22 protein-coding genes are annotated in these 19,533 nt (G+C 37.4%); 1 reads left to right on the top strand and 21 read right to left on the bottom strand.

The annotated features are described in order from the left end of the window. Nucleotides 1-8: 8 nt before the first annotated feature. The 21 genes from C9E89_RS17945 to C9E89_RS17845 all read right to left on the bottom strand — a co-directional run bounded on the left by C9E89_RS17945 (nt 9) and on the right by C9E89_RS17845 (nt 16,666). On the bottom strand, nt 9-314 hold the full coding sequence (locus C9E89_RS17945) for an integration host factor subunit beta (protein ID WP_107009705.1): 306 nt from the start codon (nt 312-314) through the stop codon (nt 9-11). A 162-nt stretch (nt 315-476) separates the two neighbouring features. Beyond that, nucleotides 477-2,153 (bottom strand): 30S ribosomal protein S1, encoded by a 1,677-nt coding sequence (gene rpsA / locus C9E89_RS17940; RefSeq protein ID WP_107009704.1) that lies wholly within the window; start codon nt 2,151-2,153, stop codon nt 477-479. 105 nt (nt 2,154-2,258) lie between these two features. Further along, on the bottom strand, nt 2,259-2,951 hold the full coding sequence (gene cmk, locus C9E89_RS17935; RefSeq protein ID WP_107009703.1) for a (d)CMP kinase: 693 nt from the start codon (nt 2,949-2,951) through the stop codon (nt 2,259-2,261). 11 nt (nt 2,952-2,962) lie between these two features. Further along, the gene (locus C9E89_RS17930) at nt 2,963-3,394 is read right to left on the bottom strand and encodes an SRPBCC family protein (protein ID WP_107009702.1); all 432 of its coding nucleotides are present in this window, start codon (nt 3,392-3,394) and stop codon (nt 2,963-2,965) included. Between the two features lie 68 nt (nt 3,395-3,462). Next, a complete protein-coding gene (tadA, locus tag C9E89_RS17925; RefSeq protein WP_107009701.1) occupies nt 3,463-3,984 on the bottom strand; it encodes a tRNA adenosine(34) deaminase TadA in 522 nt (173 codons plus the stop codon). A 6-nt stretch (nt 3,985-3,990) separates the two neighbouring features. Further along, the gene (locus C9E89_RS17920) at nt 3,991-5,115 is read right to left on the bottom strand and encodes an enoyl-CoA hydratase/isomerase family protein (RefSeq protein ID WP_107009700.1); all 1,125 of its coding nucleotides are present in this window, start codon (nt 5,113-5,115) and stop codon (nt 3,991-3,993) included. Beyond that, nucleotides 5,112-5,825, bottom strand: coding sequence for a uracil-DNA glycosylase (gene ung / locus C9E89_RS17915; protein WP_107009699.1), 714 nt, complete (start codon nt 5,823-5,825; stop codon nt 5,112-5,114). Before ung ends, C9E89_RS17920 begins: the two co-directional genes overlap by 4 nt. 75 nt (nt 5,826-5,900) lie before the next feature. Beyond that, nucleotides 5,901-6,497 (bottom strand): 6-pyruvoyl trahydropterin synthase family protein, encoded by a 597-nt coding sequence (locus C9E89_RS17910; RefSeq protein WP_107009698.1) that lies wholly within the window; start codon nt 6,495-6,497, stop codon nt 5,901-5,903. 192 nt (nt 6,498-6,689) lie between these two features. Beyond that, a complete protein-coding gene (gene gspK / locus C9E89_RS17905; protein WP_107009697.1) occupies nt 6,690-7,640 on the bottom strand; it encodes a type II secretion system minor pseudopilin GspK in 951 nt (316 codons plus the stop codon). Between the two features lie 21 nt (nt 7,641-7,661). Continuing rightward, nucleotides 7,662-8,282: a type II secretion system minor pseudopilin GspJ gene (gene gspJ, locus C9E89_RS17900; protein WP_107009696.1), complete on the bottom strand. Its 621-nt coding sequence runs from the start codon at nt 8,280-8,282 to the stop codon at nt 7,662-7,664. 12 nt (nt 8,283-8,294) lie between these two features. Continuing rightward, nucleotides 8,295-8,681, bottom strand: a complete 387-nt coding sequence (gspI, locus tag C9E89_RS17895) for a type II secretion system minor pseudopilin GspI (RefSeq protein WP_107009695.1) — start codon at nt 8,679-8,681, stop codon at nt 8,295-8,297. After that, the gene (locus C9E89_RS17890; protein ID WP_107009694.1) at nt 8,671-9,237 is read right to left on the bottom strand and encodes a type II secretion system protein; all 567 of its coding nucleotides are present in this window, start codon (nt 9,235-9,237) and stop codon (nt 8,671-8,673) included. The genes gspI and C9E89_RS17890 overlap by 11 nt, the downstream gene beginning before the upstream one ends. A 5-nt stretch (nt 9,238-9,242) precedes the next feature. Continuing rightward, nucleotides 9,243-9,857 (bottom strand): TetR/AcrR family transcriptional regulator, encoded by a 615-nt coding sequence (locus C9E89_RS17885; protein WP_107009693.1) that lies wholly within the window; start codon nt 9,855-9,857, stop codon nt 9,243-9,245. A 42-nt stretch (nt 9,858-9,899) separates the two neighbouring features. Next, entirely contained in the window at nt 9,900-10,679 is a 780-nt protein-coding gene (locus C9E89_RS17880) for a TatD family hydrolase (protein ID WP_107009692.1), read from the bottom strand. 30 nt (nt 10,680-10,709) lie between these two features. Next, nucleotides 10,710-11,051, bottom strand: coding sequence for a PilZ domain-containing protein (locus tag C9E89_RS17875; RefSeq protein ID WP_107009723.1), 342 nt, complete (start codon nt 11,049-11,051; stop codon nt 10,710-10,712). Nucleotides 11,052-11,066: 15 nt separating this feature from the next. Next, the gene (locus C9E89_RS17870; protein WP_107009722.1) at nt 11,067-12,047 is read right to left on the bottom strand and encodes a DNA polymerase III subunit delta' C-terminal domain-containing protein; all 981 of its coding nucleotides are present in this window, start codon (nt 12,045-12,047) and stop codon (nt 11,067-11,069) included. 18 nt (nt 12,048-12,065) lie between these two features. Further along, nucleotides 12,066-12,827 carry a 3-deoxy-manno-octulosonate cytidylyltransferase gene (gene kdsB, locus C9E89_RS17865; protein WP_107009691.1) on the bottom strand — a complete coding sequence of 254 codons (762 nt, stop codon included), beginning with the start codon at nt 12,825-12,827 and terminating at the stop codon, nt 12,066-12,068. 10 nt (nt 12,828-12,837) lie between these two features. Then, on the bottom strand, nt 12,838-13,848 hold the full coding sequence (gene lpxK, locus C9E89_RS17860) for a tetraacyldisaccharide 4'-kinase (RefSeq protein ID WP_107009690.1): 1,011 nt from the start codon (nt 13,846-13,848) through the stop codon (nt 12,838-12,840). Nucleotides 13,849-13,854: 6 nt separating this feature from the next. Then, nucleotides 13,855-15,579 carry a lipid A export permease/ATP-binding protein MsbA gene (gene msbA / locus C9E89_RS17855; protein ID WP_107009689.1) on the bottom strand — a complete coding sequence of 575 codons (1,725 nt, stop codon included), beginning with the start codon at nt 15,577-15,579 and terminating at the stop codon, nt 13,855-13,857. A gap of 3 nt (nt 15,580-15,582) precedes the next feature. After that, the gene (locus C9E89_RS17850; RefSeq protein WP_107009688.1) at nt 15,583-16,005 is read right to left on the bottom strand and encodes an ExbD/TolR family protein; all 423 of its coding nucleotides are present in this window, start codon (nt 16,003-16,005) and stop codon (nt 15,583-15,585) included. A 13-nt stretch (nt 16,006-16,018) separates the two neighbouring features. Further along, nucleotides 16,019-16,666 carry a MotA/TolQ/ExbB proton channel family protein gene (locus tag C9E89_RS17845; RefSeq protein ID WP_107009687.1) on the bottom strand — a complete coding sequence of 216 codons (648 nt, stop codon included), beginning with the start codon at nt 16,664-16,666 and terminating at the stop codon, nt 16,019-16,021. 601 nt (nt 16,667-17,267) lie between these two features. Between C9E89_RS17845 and rlmKL the strand changes: the two genes are divergently transcribed. Then, on the top strand, nt 17,268-19,472 hold the full coding sequence (gene rlmKL, locus C9E89_RS17840; RefSeq protein WP_107009686.1) for a bifunctional 23S rRNA (guanine(2069)-N(7))-methyltransferase RlmK/23S rRNA (guanine(2445)-N(2))-methyltransferase RlmL: 2,205 nt from the start codon (nt 17,268-17,270) through the stop codon (nt 19,470-19,472). Nucleotides 19,473-19,533: the final 61 nt, after the last annotated feature.

Below are 19,533 nucleotides of genomic sequence, written 5' to 3'. Positions count from 1 at the left end.
TCGAATTTTTATTTATTTGCAGATTCGTTTACTGCGTCGCGTAATGCTTTACCAGGTTTAAAGTGTGGTACGGCTTTAGCTGCAACTTCTACTGATTTGCCTGTCTTAGGATTACGACCTACACGTGGCTCACGGTGATGTAGAGCAAAACTACCAAATCCGCGAATTTCAATACGATCATCAGACGAAAGCGATGCAATCATTTGATCAATCATAATCTTAACAGCTTCTTCAACCAATGGCTCAGCCAAGTGTGGGTTTTTAAGTGCAATTCTTTCTATTAAGTCAGATTTGTTTAATGCTTCAGTTGTCATCTACGACCTCAATTAATTTGAATGCTATTTAGCTTGCTTTAAATAATATCCTTTTTAAATACAAAAAGGTAGCGCAGTGATCGTATACTACGCTACCTTTTACAGTATTTGTATAAAAAGTATTAATTAATTACATTTAATAATACTTTTTAACAACACCTCTTAGTGATTCATTTGAGCTTTGATCAAATCACCGATCGTTTTAGGACCGTTGTCTTGAGCAGTTGTAGCAGTTTTTAAGCTTGCTACAGCTTCTTTCTCTTCAGCTTCGTCTTTCGCTTTGATAGACAAGTTGATAGAGCGAGATTTACGGTCAACGTTGATGATTTTCGCTTCAACTTCTTGACCAACTTCTAAGAATTTAGTTGCATCTTCAACGCGATCGCGGTTGATTTCAGATGCTTTCAAAGAAGCTTCAACTTCGTCAGCTAACTTAACAGTTGCGCCTTTAGCGTCAACAGCAGTTACAGTACCTTTAACCAAAGCACCACGTTCGTTAGCAGCTAAGAAGTCATTGAATGGATCGCTATTCAATTGCTTAACGCCAAGGCTGATACGGTTACCTTCAGCATCTACAGATAAGATAACTGCTTCAACTGTGTCACCTTTCTTGTAACGACGGATAGCTTCTTCGCCTTGTTCGTTCCAAGAAATATCAGATAAGTGAACAAGACCGTCGATACCACCAGCTAAACCGATGAAGATACCGAAATCAGTGATTGATTTGATTGTACCAGAAACTTTTTCGCCTTTCTCATGAGCTTTAGCAAACTCTTCCCATGGGTTAGCACGAGTTTGTTTGATACCAAGAGAAATACGACGACGTTCTTCATCAACTTCAAGAACCATAACATCAACTTCGTCACCAATCTGAACAACTTTAGATGGGTGGATGTTTTTGTTAGTGTGATCCATTTCTGAAACGTGTACTAAACCTTCAACGCCTTCAGCGATTTCAGCGAAACAACCGTAGTCAGTTAAGTTTGTTACACGCGCTTTAACGATAGAACCTTTAGGATAACGGTTCATGATCGCTAACCATGGATCTTCGCCAAGTTGTTTAAGACCTAGAGAAACACGGTTACGTTCTTTGTCAAATTTAAGTACTTTAACAGTAACTTCTTGACCCACTTCAACAACTTCTGAAGGGTGTTTGATACGTTTCCAAGCCATATCTGTGATATGTAGAAGACCATCAATACCACCAAGGTCAACGAATGCGCCGTAGTCAGTAAGGTTTTTGATTGTACCAGTAACTGTTTGACCTTCTTCCAATTGAGAAAGAAGCGCTTCACGGTCAGCTGAAGATTCAGCTTCCATTACTGCACGACGAGATACAACAACGTTGTTACGTTTAGCATCAAGTTTGATTACTTTGAATTCTAACTCTTTACCTTCAAGGTGAGTTGTATCACGGATAGGACGCGTGTCTACAAGTGAACCAGGTAAGAACGCACGAACTGGACCGATGTCAACAGTGAAACCGCCTTTAACCTTACCAGAAATAACACCAGTAACGATTTCGCCGTCTTCAAAGATTTTTTCAAGTTTAGTCCAAGTTTCAGCACGTTTTGCTTTTTCACGTGATAAAACTGTTTGACCCATACCGTTGTCAAGCGCTTCAACAACAACGTCTACTGTATCGCCAACTTGAACTTCAAGTTCACGTTGTTCGTTTAAGAATTCAGAGCGAGATACAACACCTTCAGATTTAAGGCCAGTATCAACAGTTACCCAGTCAGAATCGATACTAACAACGATACCTTGGATGACTGCACCCTTTTCAACGTTGAGGTTTAATTCGCTTTCTTCAAAGAGGGCTGCAAAAGATTCGGTCATGATATACCTAGAAAAGTCAGCGGTCTTGGATCAGACAAGGCCGGTTCAGTTAAGTCTCCACATAGTCCGTATAAAACTGATCAAGCTATGCTTCCACTAAATTTGTTAATTTGCTAATCGCGCATCGATAAAATCAGTCATCAATTTGAATACCTCATCAATGTTCAATTCGGAACTATCAATGATGTAAGCATCTTGTGCTGGCTTTAATGGAGCAACTGTACGCTCCATATCTCGCTTATCACGCGCTTGGATATTAGACAAAATATCGTTTATTTTAACATCCAAACCCATAGCCTGCAACTGTTTTACTCGGCGTGTCGCTCGTGATTCTGCTGAAGCAGTCAAATAAATTTTCGCTTGTGCTTCTGGAAAAATTGAGGTTGCCATATCACGACCATCTGCAACTAAACCTGGTGCTTGCGCAAAAGCACGTTGACGCTCAAAAAGTGCAGTTCTAAGTACAGGAATTGCTGCAACTTTTGAAGCAAACTCTCCGACCTGTTCGGTACGAATCGTTTCTGTCACATTTTCGCCATCTAGAAAAATTTGCGTCGTTGAGTTTATTTCTGTCACAAATTTAATATCTAAATTTTTTGCAATTTCTTCACATTGTTGCAATGTATTTTCTTCATTTAGAGCATCTAATAAAGCTTTTTTATACAATGAAAATCCAAGTAGACGATAGATTGCACCCGAATCCAATAAATGAAATTGATAATGCTCAGCAAGTTTTGCTGCTAATGTGCCTTTACCTGAACCACTTGGTCCATCAATCGTAATAATTTGAATGGTCATTGAACTTCCAATTAAACAGATTTTGCCAGTTTCTTAAAACCTAGTGTAATCGCAAGTTTAAGCTGTGCAAGTATTAATTTACTCACAAATGGCGCACGTGCTTGTAATTCAATCGTATAATCGACACGAGTTTTATTTTGCGCCAATTCGGTAAATTCAAGAATACCAATATGATGTTTAATTAACGGATTGTTAATTATTTTATACTCAATACGCTTATTTACATCAACCAATGTAATTTGCTCTTGAACAGGTTTAATTGGACCAAAACCCATACGACGAATTGAACCCAAACCATCAGGACGTTCAGGATCAGCCGAGTCTTTTACACGTACGACTTGTACAGGTGAAAATGCAATATTATAAGTTGCATGTTTTGAAAGTAAATCAAAAACTTGATCTATAGGGGCATTAAATTCTTGTTTAACTTTAATCGAATTCATTCTATTTCCTTTTCACTTTAGTTATTTTGACAATTCTTATTGTCATTAAAATTCAGTGCTATTTTAGACTAGTTTTGATTTTGATTTAAGCATCTTTGTTGTAACTTTAATTGTTTTTTTTGCTCACGGCGCATTTTAAAAAAATCAGAAAGCTGTTGCGAACATTGCATCTGCAAACATCCAGCAGTAAATTCAAAAATATGATTGTAATAACCTATTTCCAATAATTTTCGACTACTAACTAAAGCTCCCGCCTTAGGCTCACTTGCCCCAAATACAACACGTTGCACACGCGAATGAATCAACGCCCCTACACACATTGTACAAGGCTCTAAAGTAACATATAAAGTCGCATCTATAGGTAAACGATAATTTTCAATGGCTAGGCAAGCTTGACGAATTGCTTGAATTTCAGCATGTGCAGTAGGATCATGTGTTGAAATAGGTGTATTAAAACCTTGTCCGATGATTTTCCCATCACTCACTAAAACAGCTCCTACAGGGATTTCCCCCTGAGAAGCCGCAATAGCAGCTTGCTCGAAAGCAAACTGCATCCATTTTTCATCTTGTTTATTTTGTTCATCAATCATGGAATATTAAGCAATTACACCATATTGTCTTAATAAAACATTCCAACTTTCAACTGTTGTGATGGGTGGGTTCTTCGCCAATATGCCTTTTAAAGTCATACTTTCTGTCGGTTCCCATTCTGGTGATAAGTCTTTATCAACAAGGCGTGCACGCACTCCTTCAACAAAGTCTGGATGACGAATTTTCCAATCAGAAATTTGCGCTTCTAATTCAAAAATTTCACTCCATGGATGCACTTGACGCCCCCATTGCCACAACAACCAAGTAATTGCTGCTGTGCTTGGCGAACCTTTTTGTAAGTTTTCACTCGCTTGACGCAGCCAATCACTACGTGCCTCGCTCAATCCTACAATGGCTTCATAGTCTTGTTCAAAATTAATACCACGACAAACACTATGAATAACATCAAGAGAATTTTGCAACGGTCCAGGAGATACAGGTCGATGTAAACTATTTAGCGTATCATCTAATGCTCTAAAGTCCCCTGCTGGATAATGATCCCAATCAATATCAATTAATTTTTTTAATACAACATCACGTTGAGCATCACAAATATGCGTTGCCCATCCGATACCATATCCACCTGCCGCAGTCATAATTGAACCTGTCAAACCTGTAAATAAGCCGACAGGACCACGATCTGCAAGGAAGCGCGTTGCACCTACATCTGGATATAAACCGATATTCACTTCAGGCATCGCCAAACGTGAATATGGTGTTACTAATCGAAATGGTGCAGCCATAAATAGACCTAAGCCACCACCCATGACATAGCCTTCACCCCAAACTACGATTGGCTTAGCATAGTCATGTAAAAGTAAATCGAGCGCATATTCAGTTTTAAAGAACTGATTTGCTGCATCAACTTCATTATTAATCACCAATTGACGCAGTTTTCGAACATCACCACCAGCACAAAAAGCTTTAGGTGTTGTTGAATCAAGCCAAATTGCTTTAACCTGATCATCTTTATGAAAATCTTCAAACAACTTTAATAAAGCTGCCACGATAGACTCATCTAAAGCATGTAAAGATTTTGGGCGATTTAAACGAATAATTCGCCAACCATTCACTGCTTCTTCAATGATTAAATCAGGATGATAGTTATTGATCTCAGGAGAGTTTGTCATGCGTCCAGCTGCCAGTCGATTGGCTCAATGCCATTTTGTTTAAGATAATTATTGGTTTTAGAGAACACTTTACAACCAAAAAAACCACCACGATTTGCTGCTAAAGGAGATGGATGTGCAGCTTTTAATACAAGGTGTTTCGTTTGGTCAATACGTTGCCCTTTTCGTTGTGCATAGGCTCCCCATAAAATGAAAACCACATGCTCACATTGCTCATTAATTACATCTATTACAGTATCTGTAAAATTTTCCCAACCTTGTTTTTGGTGTGATGTTGGCTGCCCTGCTTCTACAGTCAGTACACTATTTAAAAGAAGCACGCCTTGCTCTGCCCACTTGGTCAAATCCCCGTGTTTAGAGATACTTACACCTAAGTCAGTATTTAGCTCATGAAAGATATTACGTAAAGACGGAGGCAATGCAACTCCTCTTTGTACAGAAAAGCTCAAACCATGGGCTTGATTTGGTCCATGATATGGGTCTTGCCCAAGAATCACAACCTTTACTGCATGTAACGGTGTAGTATCTAAAGCATTAAAAATCAATGAGCTTGCAGGATAAATTTGTTTATTTTCGGCAATTTGTGATTTTAAAAACTCACGTAATTGATCCATTTTTGCACTGAGCAGAAACTCTGCCAAACCTGCTTTCCAACTCTCATCTAACCGAACTTGATTTAATTTTGCTTGCTCTTGTTCAGTCAATTGCATCCTGTTCCATCCTTACTATTTCACTCAATCTTCAATACCCGAAGGTGTTAAATTTAAAATATACCACTGCATCAGTTACAGTTTGACTTGCAAATCTACTTCTGGATTTTGAAATTTCACGCCCTGTTTTAACTTTTCATACATTTCAGGGTCATTCCATTCGGCTTGAACTTGCTCAGAAAAGATAATTTGCTCAAGGCTCAACACACCCATTTGCTCATTTTCAATATCTTCAAGAAAACTTTGTGCATAGCCTGTATCTGTTTCATGTACGATTACAGAGTAAACTTCAACGTCACCTTCCCCATTTTGGGTAATCGTTGACTGTAAAACTTGCTGCGCCAAGTAGAAAAATATTCGTGAAAATTGTTCTGCTGAAGGCGATACAGGTAATGCAACCCAACGCGCACTAAAGGTTTTACATGCTTGAATATAATCCGCATTGTCATCTTGCCAAAAGCAAATCGCATGATCAAAGCTATCAAAAATGTCCTTAATCACACCTTTTAACAAACCAAAATCATAGACCATTTGACCATGATCTAGCTTTGAGGCTTTCAGCAATAATTCGACTTTATAACTGTGCCCATGAATCGAGCGTTTACAACGATCCGAAGTACAGTTACGCACGATATGCGCATTTTCAAATTTAAATAATTTACGAATTAACATATGTCAAATTATACAAAAAGAATAGTCAAGAAATTAGATTATAAAGCAAAACGCCGACGCTGAGGATTAATTTTAACGTTCATTGCAATTGGCAAAAAGTATGAAGAAGAATTAACCACATGATTTTATCTATTATTCAGCACAGAAAATATGGATTTAGGCAAAAGTGAAAAGCTTTGCAAAAATAAATGATTAAAATGGCGCTAAATTTCGAGCATATACCACAACTCTATTATTTTTACGCATCATATGGCTACTCATTTGACGGTTTCTATTTTCTAAAGCAACTTCGATTTCCCCTACAAAGTAATTTGATTTTACATCAAATAGATTATTTGCCAGTTGACTGTTTTCAGATGAAACTCCCTTAAAAAGATCCAAACTTAATAAATCTTGAACATTATTAAAATTTTCCATTTTGGCTTGCTTTTGTTTTAATAAAGCCATAATCGCATTCAGGTCAAGTTTAGGATCAATGGTTGCAAGTAACAATGCAGGTGCTGTATTGATATTTATTTTAGTGGAAATATCAGGTAAAGCTGTAACATAAGGTTTTATTAAATCGTAATTTTTCCCTTCAAAGCCACGGACTTGTCGTAACTCTTCCACACTAAAAAAAGCATGATTGGCTGCTGAATATGATGGTTGTAAACCATTATAATAATTACTTTCTGCACCCATAGCACCTGAAGGTAAATCATCAGCATCTTGCCAATCGATCACAGAAGCACTGAGTTCGGCAGGCAATCCGACACGCACTAATAATTTCTCAAAGTACAACTTATTTTCTTCGTTTGGCTTACCATCTGCTTTGAGTAAAGTGTTTAGATTAAATTTTCCAGATTCATCCTTGATTTTTCCAGAAATAAAACCACCCTCTATAGGAAATGCAGGCATGGGTTTTGCCCACAATTCTTGTAAATGATCAACATTAGCACTGTTTTGCGCATCTTGAATTAACAACTCAGAAAAAAATGCCTCAGCACTTTTTGCATAATTTAGTGCTTGATTTTGACGAATCACATAAGCAGTATTTTCATTGGTGGTGTATTGGCGCTTTACAATTGTCGCAGCAATAATGGTTGCTAATGCGACCATCACCAAAATTGTAATTAATGCGATTCCTTGTTGCTGCTTGATCATGAACGTCTCTTTAAATCGTGCTTATTGTTTTGACTCAGCCCTTAGAAAATCTGTATTTAACAGACTAAAAACCCATTCATATTCAACATCACGAATCATCACTTTAATTTTAATGCCGCGTGGTAACTGGCGTTCATTAAATGTATTTTCATCAGGCCAACGCTCTAACTCATTTGGATTTAACAAAGTCACTTGATACTGGTCAACATCATTCAACAACACACTCGACAAAGGCTGTGCAGAATTAGGTAGATTCAGATTTGCATATTTTAAACGATAAAGTTTTTTATCTTGTGCATTATAAGCGTACTCTACACGTTCATATGTAGAAATGCCTTGCTTTAGAGGATCCGTCATTCCTGTTTTACTAAAGCTTATTTTTTGATTTTCCAAACTTATTGCAGGCAGTATTTGTTGCCCAAAACTCGCTGTCACAGGAATGATTTGCAAGGTATCTCTTTGTACTTGTTGATACGCTTCTTGTAACTGCCCGAGATTTTCTTCATGCATTGCATTGCGATCTTTAACCTTCACAAGATAATCAAAAATCTTCCATCCTAATGCAGAAAGAACTGCAAAAATTGCGATTGCCACCAAAAGCTCAACCAGTGTAAATCCCAAATTGGTTTTTTTTATTCGCATGGGTCACTCAGTCTAAGATTCGGTCGTTTGTTGAGGGTAATTAAAGAAAACAGTATGGCTAATGCCTGCTTCAACTTTATTATTATCAGGATTATATAAACTAATTTGAATTTCAATTTTTTTAACATTCGGGCTAATGGTTGACTCTGATTTTTTATCTACTTGCCATGTTTGACCTTGCGAGGTGATTTGCTCAGACTGTGTACCTGTGAGCTGTTCACGGTTAATTTCCATTAAAGCCACCTGATTTTGAGCAACAAACTGAGCTTTGGTTCTTAAAATTGAATTTGCTGTAGATTGCGTATATTGCATTGCGACTTTGGTTAAAGCCATTGCAGCAACTGCAAAAATGGCTAAAGCAACAACGACCTCAATCAAGGTAAAACCTTTACTCTTCATCGGTCACTTTCCCCAAATAATCAATATCAATCAAAGCACCAATTGCTTTTTGGTCATAATACATTTGAATTTTGACAGGTTTAGCTTCACCATTACCAAACCAAATAACTTTAGGGGCATTTGTTCCAATTAAATCATCATTATTTGCATTAACATATCGATGCTCTTGATTTTGGATAGAAAATGAAACACGTTCAGGTAATTTACGCATTTGAAAATTAGCGACATCTTTCCAGCGTTTTTCCTCAACAATACGTAAGCTTTGCTCTGCATTTTCTATTACAGGCTGATATCGTACTAATTTATATTGAAAAGGTGCAACATCAGTTGCAGGTAAAACCTCTAACGCATAGATTAAAGCCTGATCATTGGCTTCACGATTAATTTTTTTTAAATCTAAAATTAAAAATTCACGTGCTTGTAAAGCTTTGCGATGATCCACACCACCAATATTTAAAACCACTAGAGATGCCATAATACTGATGATGACAATGACCACCATTAATTCAATCAGCGTAAATCCATGCTGATTTTTTAATCGTGGTCGTTTCAACATAATCGTTAAACCTTCAACTCAGTAGATTGAGCATGCTTTGGCATCGATAAAGCTTGGTCAATCAATGCAATACGCAAAGTATCCCGTGAACCTAAATAACGCTGATAAAAGCTAGAATTTAAAATTGCTGCACCACCATGCGTAATAGACCAAATAGAGGCTAAATAATCTCGCCCTGACATTTGACTGTCTATATATAGCAAATAATGATCCGTCATACGAATAATAATACGCAGTCGCTGTTTACGAACTTGATAAAGCTCATGAAATAAATGATGTATCCCTTGCCCTGTCGTCGACAAACGTTCTTCAATCTGATGAAATAACACTGTACGCTCAGGATGATGCAAATGATGCAACATAAAAAATGCTAATTGTTCAGGAAACTCTTTTTCTGTGTCTTTAATCATTTCCAATAACATGCGCTCATTACGAATAATGAGCAACATATAAAGTTCATCTTTACTTTGAAAATGTTTATAAAGTGTTCCCTTTGCAAGATCTAATTCAGCCGCTAACGCATCAAGCGTCATACCCGACTCACCGTTTTCTAAAAGCAGTTGCTCAGCGACCTGAAAAATTAATGCTTCTCTTGCTCTAAACTGAGCCTGACGATCCATCTTCACTCGATAAACTCTCTTCTTAATCTTATATCTATAGCATTAACTTTGATGTTGTCTGAGTAAATTTTCAAAGTTCTGTGAAGTAATTTGTCCAATTTCCTCAGGCGTTTTATCATATACATGACTTAGGACTTTGGCTACATAAGGAACGTATTTTGGCTCATTGGTTTTGCCTCTATAGGGCATTGGTGCTAAATATGGACTATCTGTTTCAATTAAAATACGATCAAGCGGCACCTGTTTTGCCACATCACGTAAATCTTGTGCATTTTTAAAAGATACAATACCAGAAAATGAAATGTAATAACCGCAGTCTAATACAGCTTTGGCAGTTGCCCAATCCTCTGTAAAACAATGCAAAATCCCATGGTTCGATTGTTCTGCACGAATAATATCAACTGTGTCATGCTTAGCAGAACGAGTATGCACCACCACTGGTTTTTTTATTATTTTTGATGCTTGAATATGACGAGCAAAGCATTCTTTTTGCTCAGGAATAAACTCAGTACTATGAAAATAATCCAAGCCTGTTTCACCGAGCGCCCAGACTTTTTCAGATTGAGCCAATTGAACCAGTTTTTCTACTGTAGCCCGCTGCATCGTTGCAACATCTTCACAAGGATGCACACCAACGCTATAACCTACATCGGTATGACGTGCTGCTATTGCTGACAAAGCAATATGATCGTCTAAATCCACAGAAATCGCCATGAATTTAGACACACCTTGCTCACGTGCCTGTTGTAACGCTGCGTCCAAATCTCCCCCATAAGGGCTAAGATCAAGTAAAGTTAAATGACAATGGGTATCAACAAACACAATTTTTCCTACATTTCAATTCATCGCATCTTACATTGTAAAGCTATTACGCTCAGAAGACTTTACTCCTGCAAGTAATCTTTCCGCTTCATTTTTGTAATAGATGCCTTTTTCACCACCAAGCTGAATGGCAAAACCTTGTGGTTTTTTACCAGACTGCTTTTGTGTGATCCAAATTACTTTTCCTGTTAATGGAATTTTTTGCGATTGCTCAGGTAAAGTCGCTAACAGAAAAACCTCTTCACCCATTTTCACATTTTGTGTCGAAGGAACAAAAAGCCCTCCACCTTGCACAAAAGGCATATAACTTGCTTGTAGCGTTGCTCGATCTGCTATAACAACTTGTAATAAACCGCCCATACGTGGTTGCATCATTATTTCCCCAAATTATGAAACATTCATTAATTGTATTGAAAGTTGATCAATAATTAGATTTGTTTGCACATTTTGCTCAACGTTTCTTTTTGATTGTTGTAAACTTTCATAGATTGAAAATAATACCTCTAAATTATACTGCTCTGCGAGTGTATTTAATTCTAAATCTGTATTTTTTATCGCTTGCTCCAGCTTAAATGCCACAACATCTGCCAATAAATACTCAAACATTTCAATAAAATCATGAAAGTTAAGTTCTTTATTCCATTTTGTTGCAAATTGCATCGGCATACTTTTTTGCATGACGAGCTTTTTCCAGTCTTGGACAAATTCAGCACGCCGATTTAACCAATCTTTTTCAGCTAAACTCATCGCTTGTAAAGGCATTTGGTTTGAAAGATTCATTAATAACTGAATTTGTTGACTTGAAGCCGTAGGTAAATGCTCATTTAGATAAAGTTGCGCTTGTTCTGGTGCAATACGATCTAAAGCAAAATGCTGCAAACGACTACGGATCGTGGCAGGTAATTTCAAATAATGCTCTGCCAATAAGATAATCACAACACGCTCACCAGGCTCTTCAAGTGTTTTCAATAAAGCATTGGCAGAAGCAATATTTAATGCTTCAGCAGGCTCAATTACAATAACACGCCAACCATCTACAGTTTGCTGTACAAAAGGCAGTAATTCACGAATTTTTTCAATTTTAATCTTAGCATTTTGCTTTTTGTTATCAGCATCTGTGGTGATATGTACATAGTTTGGATGTGTGTCTGACTTTAACCAAAGACAGCTACTACACTCCCCACATGCACCTTGACTTTGTTTATTTAAACACAAAACCCAAGATAAAAAATGCTGTGCAAAAGCGTACTTACCACAACCTTTTTTACCATAAAATAATAAACCATGCCCCAACTGTGGAAAACGTCCTGTTAGAGTATTCCACAATTGTGCTTGCCATGGATAAACTTGATCATTGGATGCATTCATACCCATTAAACTATCCAACTATTCAAAATGTGCAACATCCATCGCATTTAAACGATCTAAATCCGCTTGCGTATCTACGCCTGGTGGTAAGTTGACTTGCGCAATATCAATTGCAATACGATGCCCATTTTCCAAAACTCGCAATTGTTCTAAACTTTCAAGTTGTTCTAATGAACCCATTTCCCACGTAACATATTCTTGTAATAAACTCACACGATAAGCATATAAACCTAAATGACGATAAGCGTGTTGGTGTAAAGATTTTTCCGTTTGTTTTGCAGCATCACGATCATAAGGAATTGGCGAACGACTAAAATAAAGTGCTTCATTCAACTGACTCATCACCACTTTAACAATACTATCGCGCTCAAATTCTTCTAACTGATGAATTGGTTCACATAAAGTTGACATTGCACAATGAGGTTTAGCAACAAGTAAATCCGCGACTTGCTGTACTAAAGTTGCAGGTAACAACGGCTCATCACCTTGAACATTGACAATAATATCATCTGCTGCCCAACCTTTAATCCGTGCAACTTCACTTAAACGATCCGTTCCTGAGGGATGGTTTGGGTTGGTCATGACCACATCTATGCCTTCTGCACGACATACTTCAGCAATACGCTCATCATCTGTTGCAACACATAAGTCATCAAAATCTAAAACTTTTTTTGCTTGATCAACAACACGTAAAATCATGGCACGACCATGAATAAGCAATAAAGGTTTAGCAGGTAAACGCGAACTCGAATAACGCGCAGGAATAACAATGTGTTTCATTTCATTAACCTTAAGAAAGTGCAATGCCTAATTCATTGAGTTGTTGCTTTAAAATATCGTAGCATGAATTTGAAAGCACAGCCTCGACAGGAACAACCCAAATTTCACGTTGAAAATCTGGATGTTGCTTGAGTAATGGCAATAATTTTACCGCGTCTTTTTCAGTCGTAATTATTGGATTAGCATCTTCAAACTGTAAGTCTTCAATTTGATAATCATAATGATCAGGAAATTCATGACATTGAAATTGCTGAACACCCATACTTTCCAGTGTTTTATAAAAACGTTGTGGAAAGCCTATACCGACAACAGCATAATAATCTAGTTTTGCATCAAACACTTCAGCTTGATCAAAACTTGGATTAAGCAAATATGGCTCTGCGACTTGTAAATGCATGTTTAATTTTGATTGTGAATGATGTGCATGTTCAATGACCGTACTATGCGCTAAACGAGAAGTCGGCTCACGTAAATAACCTTCAGGTAAGATTTTTTGATTACCTAAACCACGATTATAATCAAGAACAATCCACTCAATTTGACGATCTAACGCCCAATGTTGTAAACCATCATCGCTAATGATTAAGTCAAGTTGATGATTTTTCAAAAGTAACTCAATACTTGCTTTACGATTAGGTCCAACCACCATCGGCACATCTGTAGATTGCACAATCAAACAAGGTTCATCTCCGACCATTTCAGGTTCAGAGTCTAAGGTCACTTGCGCAGGAAAAGGACCTTGCCCACCATATCCACGGCTAATAACGCCGACACGGACTTGATGTTGTTGCAGATATTTAACCAGTTGAATCAGTAAAGGCGTTTTACCACTTCCACCTACTGTAATATTACCAATAATCATGACAGGAACAGGCGCACGATAACGTTCTTTTAGCCCTGACAAATACAAATGTCGATTAACCACAAAACCAAAACGATAAAGCCATGACAATGGGCGCAAAACAATCAACCACTTTGCTTGTCGGTTCCAAGCATCTTGAATGATTTGCGCGATAGACATAGAGATTTATTCCTCAAAGCTACGTTCATGTAATTGATAATATGCACCATGTTTTGCCAATAAAGCCGCATGTGTACCTTGTTCAATAATACGCCCTTTATCCATAACCACAATCACATCTGCATTTTCAATAGTCGATAAACGATGCGCAATAACAATCGTTGTACGGTTCTGCATCGCTTGATCAAATGCTTTTTGAATAAAGTGTTCAGACTCATTATCTAAAGCACTGGTTGCTTCATCTAAAATCAAAATTGGTGCATTTTTCAAAATTGCACGTGCAATGGCGATACGCTGACGTTGACCACCTGAAAGTGTTAAGCCTTGTGCGCCAACCTCTGTATCATAACCTTGCGGTAAACTCATAATAAAATCATGTGCATAAGCTGCTTTTGCTGCTGCAACAATTTGCTCTTCTGTCGCATTTTCAAGCTGACCGTAAGCAATATTGTCACGAATAGAGCGGTTAAATAAGACAACTTGCTGATTTACCATCGCAATTTGAGTACGCAAACTGGTAATTTCTATATCTTGTATCGCATGCCCATCTAACTCAATCTGCCCTGAACTCACCTCATTAAAGCGCATCAGCAAATTAACCAAAGATGATTTCCCTGCACCTGAACGCCCAACTAAAGCGATGGTTTGTCCCGAATGAATAGACAATGTAAAATCTGAAATGGCTTGATAACCATCAGCATAAGTTAGATTGACCTGTTTAAACTCGACATTACCCTGTAAATTTGGCGTTAATGTGCCTGTATTTTTTTCTTCAGATAAATCTAACAACTCAAATACAGAATGAGCGGCTGCCATACCACGTTGTAATTTTTCATTCACATCGGTTAAGGTTTTGATCGGCTTACTGAGCATTCCTGCTGCGGTAATATAAGAAACGAACTCACCTGCTGAAATATCACCAATAATTTGAGGTCTTAAAGCAATCCACATAATAATACTGAGTGCAATTGCCATAATGAGCTGTACTACAGGACTATTTAACTGCTGTACAACCACCATTTTCAAGCCACGTTTTAAATTTTCAAGAGAATGGTTGCGAAAACGCGCCTGTTCCGCAGTTTGACCACCAAAACCTTTAACCACCAAATGACCATTAACCGACTCTTGTACCACATGGTTAACATCACCCATCGTATTTTGTACTTGGGTTGAAAGTTTACGCATGCGTTTTGAAGCTTTACGAATAATCAAACCAATGAGTGGACCAAAAACCAAAATACAACAGGTTAATTTCCAATTGATATAAAGCAAATAGCCCAATAAACCAATAGTAATCAAACCTTGCTGTACTATTGTTTTCAATGATTCGGTAGATGCAGCCGTTAACTGCTCTACGTTATACATAATTTTGGCGGTAATATGCCCACTACTATTATCTAAATAATATTGTGCAGGGAGTCTAAGTAGCTTTGCAAAAACTTCCTGACGAATATTAAAGATTAAATTTCGTGAGATCACGGCTGTAAAATACCCGCCCATGAATAAACCCACACCACGGAAAAACATGAGTAAAACCACAAGTGCAGGAAATAGGCTGGTAAAACTTTGATCTTTGTTTTGGATCGCTGTAATAATTTTTTCTAGCAATTTAGCAACGGATACTTCTGTTGCTGCATTAATTGCAAAACCTAAAACGACTAAAATCGCTATGCCCCAAAATGGCTTCAAATAACTTAATAGTCGTAAATAGACTTTGAAATCTTGCTTCACTAATTAATAACCTCGGGATGGGACTTTGGTGCTGATGTTGATATTAACAAAACCGAGTTGACCTGCAACATCCATTACACGAATAACATCCTGATGGGTTGCTTTTGCATCAGCTGCGATTACAAACATCAGATCACGACGATCTTGTGCAGATTGTTTGATCGCTGTACTTAAATCGGCACTTTCTTTGGAAGAAAGCGCTTGACCATTGACAGCATAATGACCGCTAGAGTCTACCACGACTTCAATTTTATGTTGATAGTCTTTTGGAGGTACGCCTTGTGCATCAGGCAGAGATAAGTTAATGCGGCTTTGCTGATTAAAAGTCGTCGTTAACAATAAAAATACCAAAATAAATAACAAACAATCAATCATGGGCGTCAAGTTGATGTGTATATCTTCAACACTTTTTCTTTTAAATTTCATTTAAAGCCACCTATTAACCGACTTTTTGAAATTCTTGATCAACATGTTGTTCGTTGTCATTTTCTTGATAAAACAAAGCTGCATGAAATAATGTGGCTTGTTGTTCTAACTCAGCCACATATTCTTGTACGAGGCGTTGAAAATAACGATATGCAAAAAGTGCAGGAATCGCAATAACCATACCTGCTGCCGTGGTAATTAATGCTTTAGAGATACCAGGAATCATCATGGTTGGATTTGCATTTGAACCTAAGTCAACCACCAAAAATGATTCAATAATACCAACAACTGTTCCAAGTAATCCAAGCAAAGGGGCTGCTGCACTCAATGTACCTAAAAAATTAATATTTTTTTCTAAATAACTAATTTCACGTGATGCTGTAGCTTCCATTTGAGCACGAGCAAATTGCTCTCCTTTGGCTGCCGCATCTAAACCATCATTGAAAATATAAGCCAAAGCGCTTTGGTTCTGCGTTGAATCTGATTTTAAATTTTTGACGACTGTTTGAATGGATTGATTTTTTTGAATCAGTAAATGTTTAGGAAGGACTAAACCACGTCGCAAACGAATAAAGCGCTCGATTGAGATTGCAACGGTAAATACTGAACACAGAACGAGTGGTAGCATTAGCCAACCACCTGCTTTGATTAACTCCCACATTTTTATTCCCCACTTCAATAAAAAATACTTTAGGTCAATTTAAGAGATCAAATAAATTCTTTATAATATTTTGATTTATCTATTAAATCTCACACTAAAGCGATGAACACTTTTTAGTAGTACACCAAAAATTTGATCTACTCTTCTCTTAAAGTCATTGTCTTGTAGCAAAACACCTGTGGATTCTATACCATTTCTATATCATTGTCTGAGCAAAAATTGAAGAGATGAATAAGTAAAGAAGATCAATATTTTCTTAACGTAAAGAGAAATGTAGAGCAAATTCTTTGAGTTGTAATTGTCTAATCTCAGTCAAATTTGCTTGATGACTTTTTATTTTAAATACATTCACAAATGCAAAAGAATCTTTTTTAGCAAAAAATAAACATAGAAAATATCAAAGTCAGCATTGTTATAAAATTTCTTTTTACATGATGATTTTTTAGTAGTGTTCAACAATTAAATTTCAAGTTAAGTGATAACAGTGATTGCCTTTTTATGGTAATTTTCTAAAAAAATACTTTTCCATGAGTTTTCATCAAGTTTTCGTCATCAAAATACGCTAAAATACTCGTTTGCTTTTTTGCTTCTGGAAATTTTCATGAATTCGAAACCACGTCTTTCTACATATTGGGTCACCTGTGCGGATGGACTAGAAACCTTACTGCAAGAAGAAATTCAAGGTTTAGGAATTCAAAACATTGAAAAGTTTCCTGGACGTTTAGTCTTTAAAGGCAAACTTGAAGATGCTTACCGTGTCTGCATGTGGTCACGTCTTGCTTCACGTGTCTTAACACCTATTCATACACATGAGCTTGAATTTACACATGATGCTCGTGATGTTGCCGAAGAATTGTATGAAGGTGCGATTAACTTTGACTGGTCACTCATTTTTGCACCACAAAGTACTTTTGCTGTACGTTTACACATTGAGCGTGAAATTAAAGTTAATTCTCAATTTGCAACTTTACGTGTAAAAGACGGTATTGTTGACTCATTTATGGAAGCTGTAGGCAAACGTCCAAGTATTGATATTAAACAGCCTGAAATTACCATTTATGCCCTTGCAGGTAAAACAGAACATACCTATTGCCTAGATTTATCAGGTGACTCTTTGCATAAACGTGGTTATCGTCGTTATATGACCGATGCCCCAATCAAAGAAAACTTAGCCGCAGCTATTCTACAAAAAGCAAAACTCAAAGAGCGCAATCCCGATATTATTCTTGACCCAATGTGTGGTTCAGGGACATTTATTATTGAATCTCTCATGATTTTGACTGATCGTGCGCCAGGACTTGTTCGTCGTTTTGGTTTTAACGGTTGGAATGGTCATGACCATGAACTGTGGATGTCGATCAAAGCCGAAGCGGCTGATCGTCATCAAGCAGCTTTAGAACAACCTTTACCAAAATTCTATGCTTATGATGCAGACTGGGAAGCTGTTAAAGCGACCAAGCAAAATATTATTGCAGCAGGTTTTGAGGCTGTACTCGATCAAATTCAGATTGAAGAACGCACCTTAGCCGATTGGCCAGATTTCCAAGCTGAAGGAAAAACCTCATTTGTCGTGACCAATCCACCTTATGGTGAACGTCTGGGTGATAAAGCCTCAAATCGTGCATTGTATTTAGGTTTATCAGCATTATTACAAAAGAATTTCCCAAATCAATATGCTGCCGTAATTGCTGCTGCGGTCGAACAAGCCGATGTCTTGGCATTTAACAATCCACAAATTTTACGTTTGATGAATGGTAAATTACCTATTTACATCCGTTTTGGTGATATTAAGCCTGCTACGGTGTCTAAGCCATTCCTTGAAACGTGGCAGCCTCAACAGTTTGAAAAAATTGAAGGCGCAGAAGACTTTACCAACCGTTTGCAAAAAAATATGCAAACTTTAAAGAAATGGGCAGTAAAAGAAGGTGTGCATTGCTTACGTCTTTATGATGCTGATTTACCTGACTTTAATGTTGCTGTGGATTTATACGGTGAACGTTTACACGTTCAAGAATATGCTCCACCAAAAACCATTGATCCTGAAAAAGCCAAAAAGCGTTTTAACTTGGCTTTAGCGGCAATTCGTGCCGTGACAGGTTTAGGACGTGATGCGATTTTCATTAAAACCCGTGCCCGTCAGGAAGGTAAAACTCAATATACCAAACAAAGTACTGCTTCTAAGCGCTTCATTGTGCAGGAAGGTAAAGCTAAAATTTTGGTGAATTTGACAGACTATCTCGATACAGGTCTATTTTTAGACCATCGTCAAATGCGTTTACGCATCGCGGCTGAAGCTCAAGGCAAACATTTCCTTAACCTCTATAGTTATACCTCTACAGCAAGTTTGCATGCAGCTTTAGGCGGTGCAGCAAGTACAACAAGTGTTGACTTATCCAATACTTATCTTAACTGGTCTAAAGAAAACTTTGTACTCAATGGTTTAACTGTTGACCATGTAGACGAACAGCATCAATTCTTTGCAGGTGATTGTTTTGAATGGTTAAAAGAAGGTCATGAGCAATACGACTTGATCTTTATTGACCCACCAACTTTCTCCAACTCGAAAAAGTTCTATGGTACATTTGACGTACAACGTGATCATATATCATTACTCAAGCGCGCAATGAACCGTTTAAAAACAGGTGGTACACTGTACTTCTCAAATAACTATCGTGGCTTTGAAATGGATGAAGAAATCGAAGCGATGTTTGATGTTCAAGAAATTACCCATGAAACCATTGGGCTAGACTTTAAACGTAACCAAAAAATCCATAAAGCTTGGAAAATCACTCATCCACAAAACTAATTAACTGATGTTACGCAGTAACTCTAAAATTAAACTTTGGAGCTAGAAAAATGTGGATACA

This window comes from Acinetobacter sichuanensis (genome assembly GCF_003024515.2).
Lineage (GTDB): Bacteria > Pseudomonadota > Gammaproteobacteria > Pseudomonadales > Moraxellaceae > Acinetobacter > Acinetobacter sichuanensis.
The sequence above is the reverse complement of the archived record's forward strand: the minus strand, read 5'-3'. Positions and strand labels throughout refer to the sequence as shown.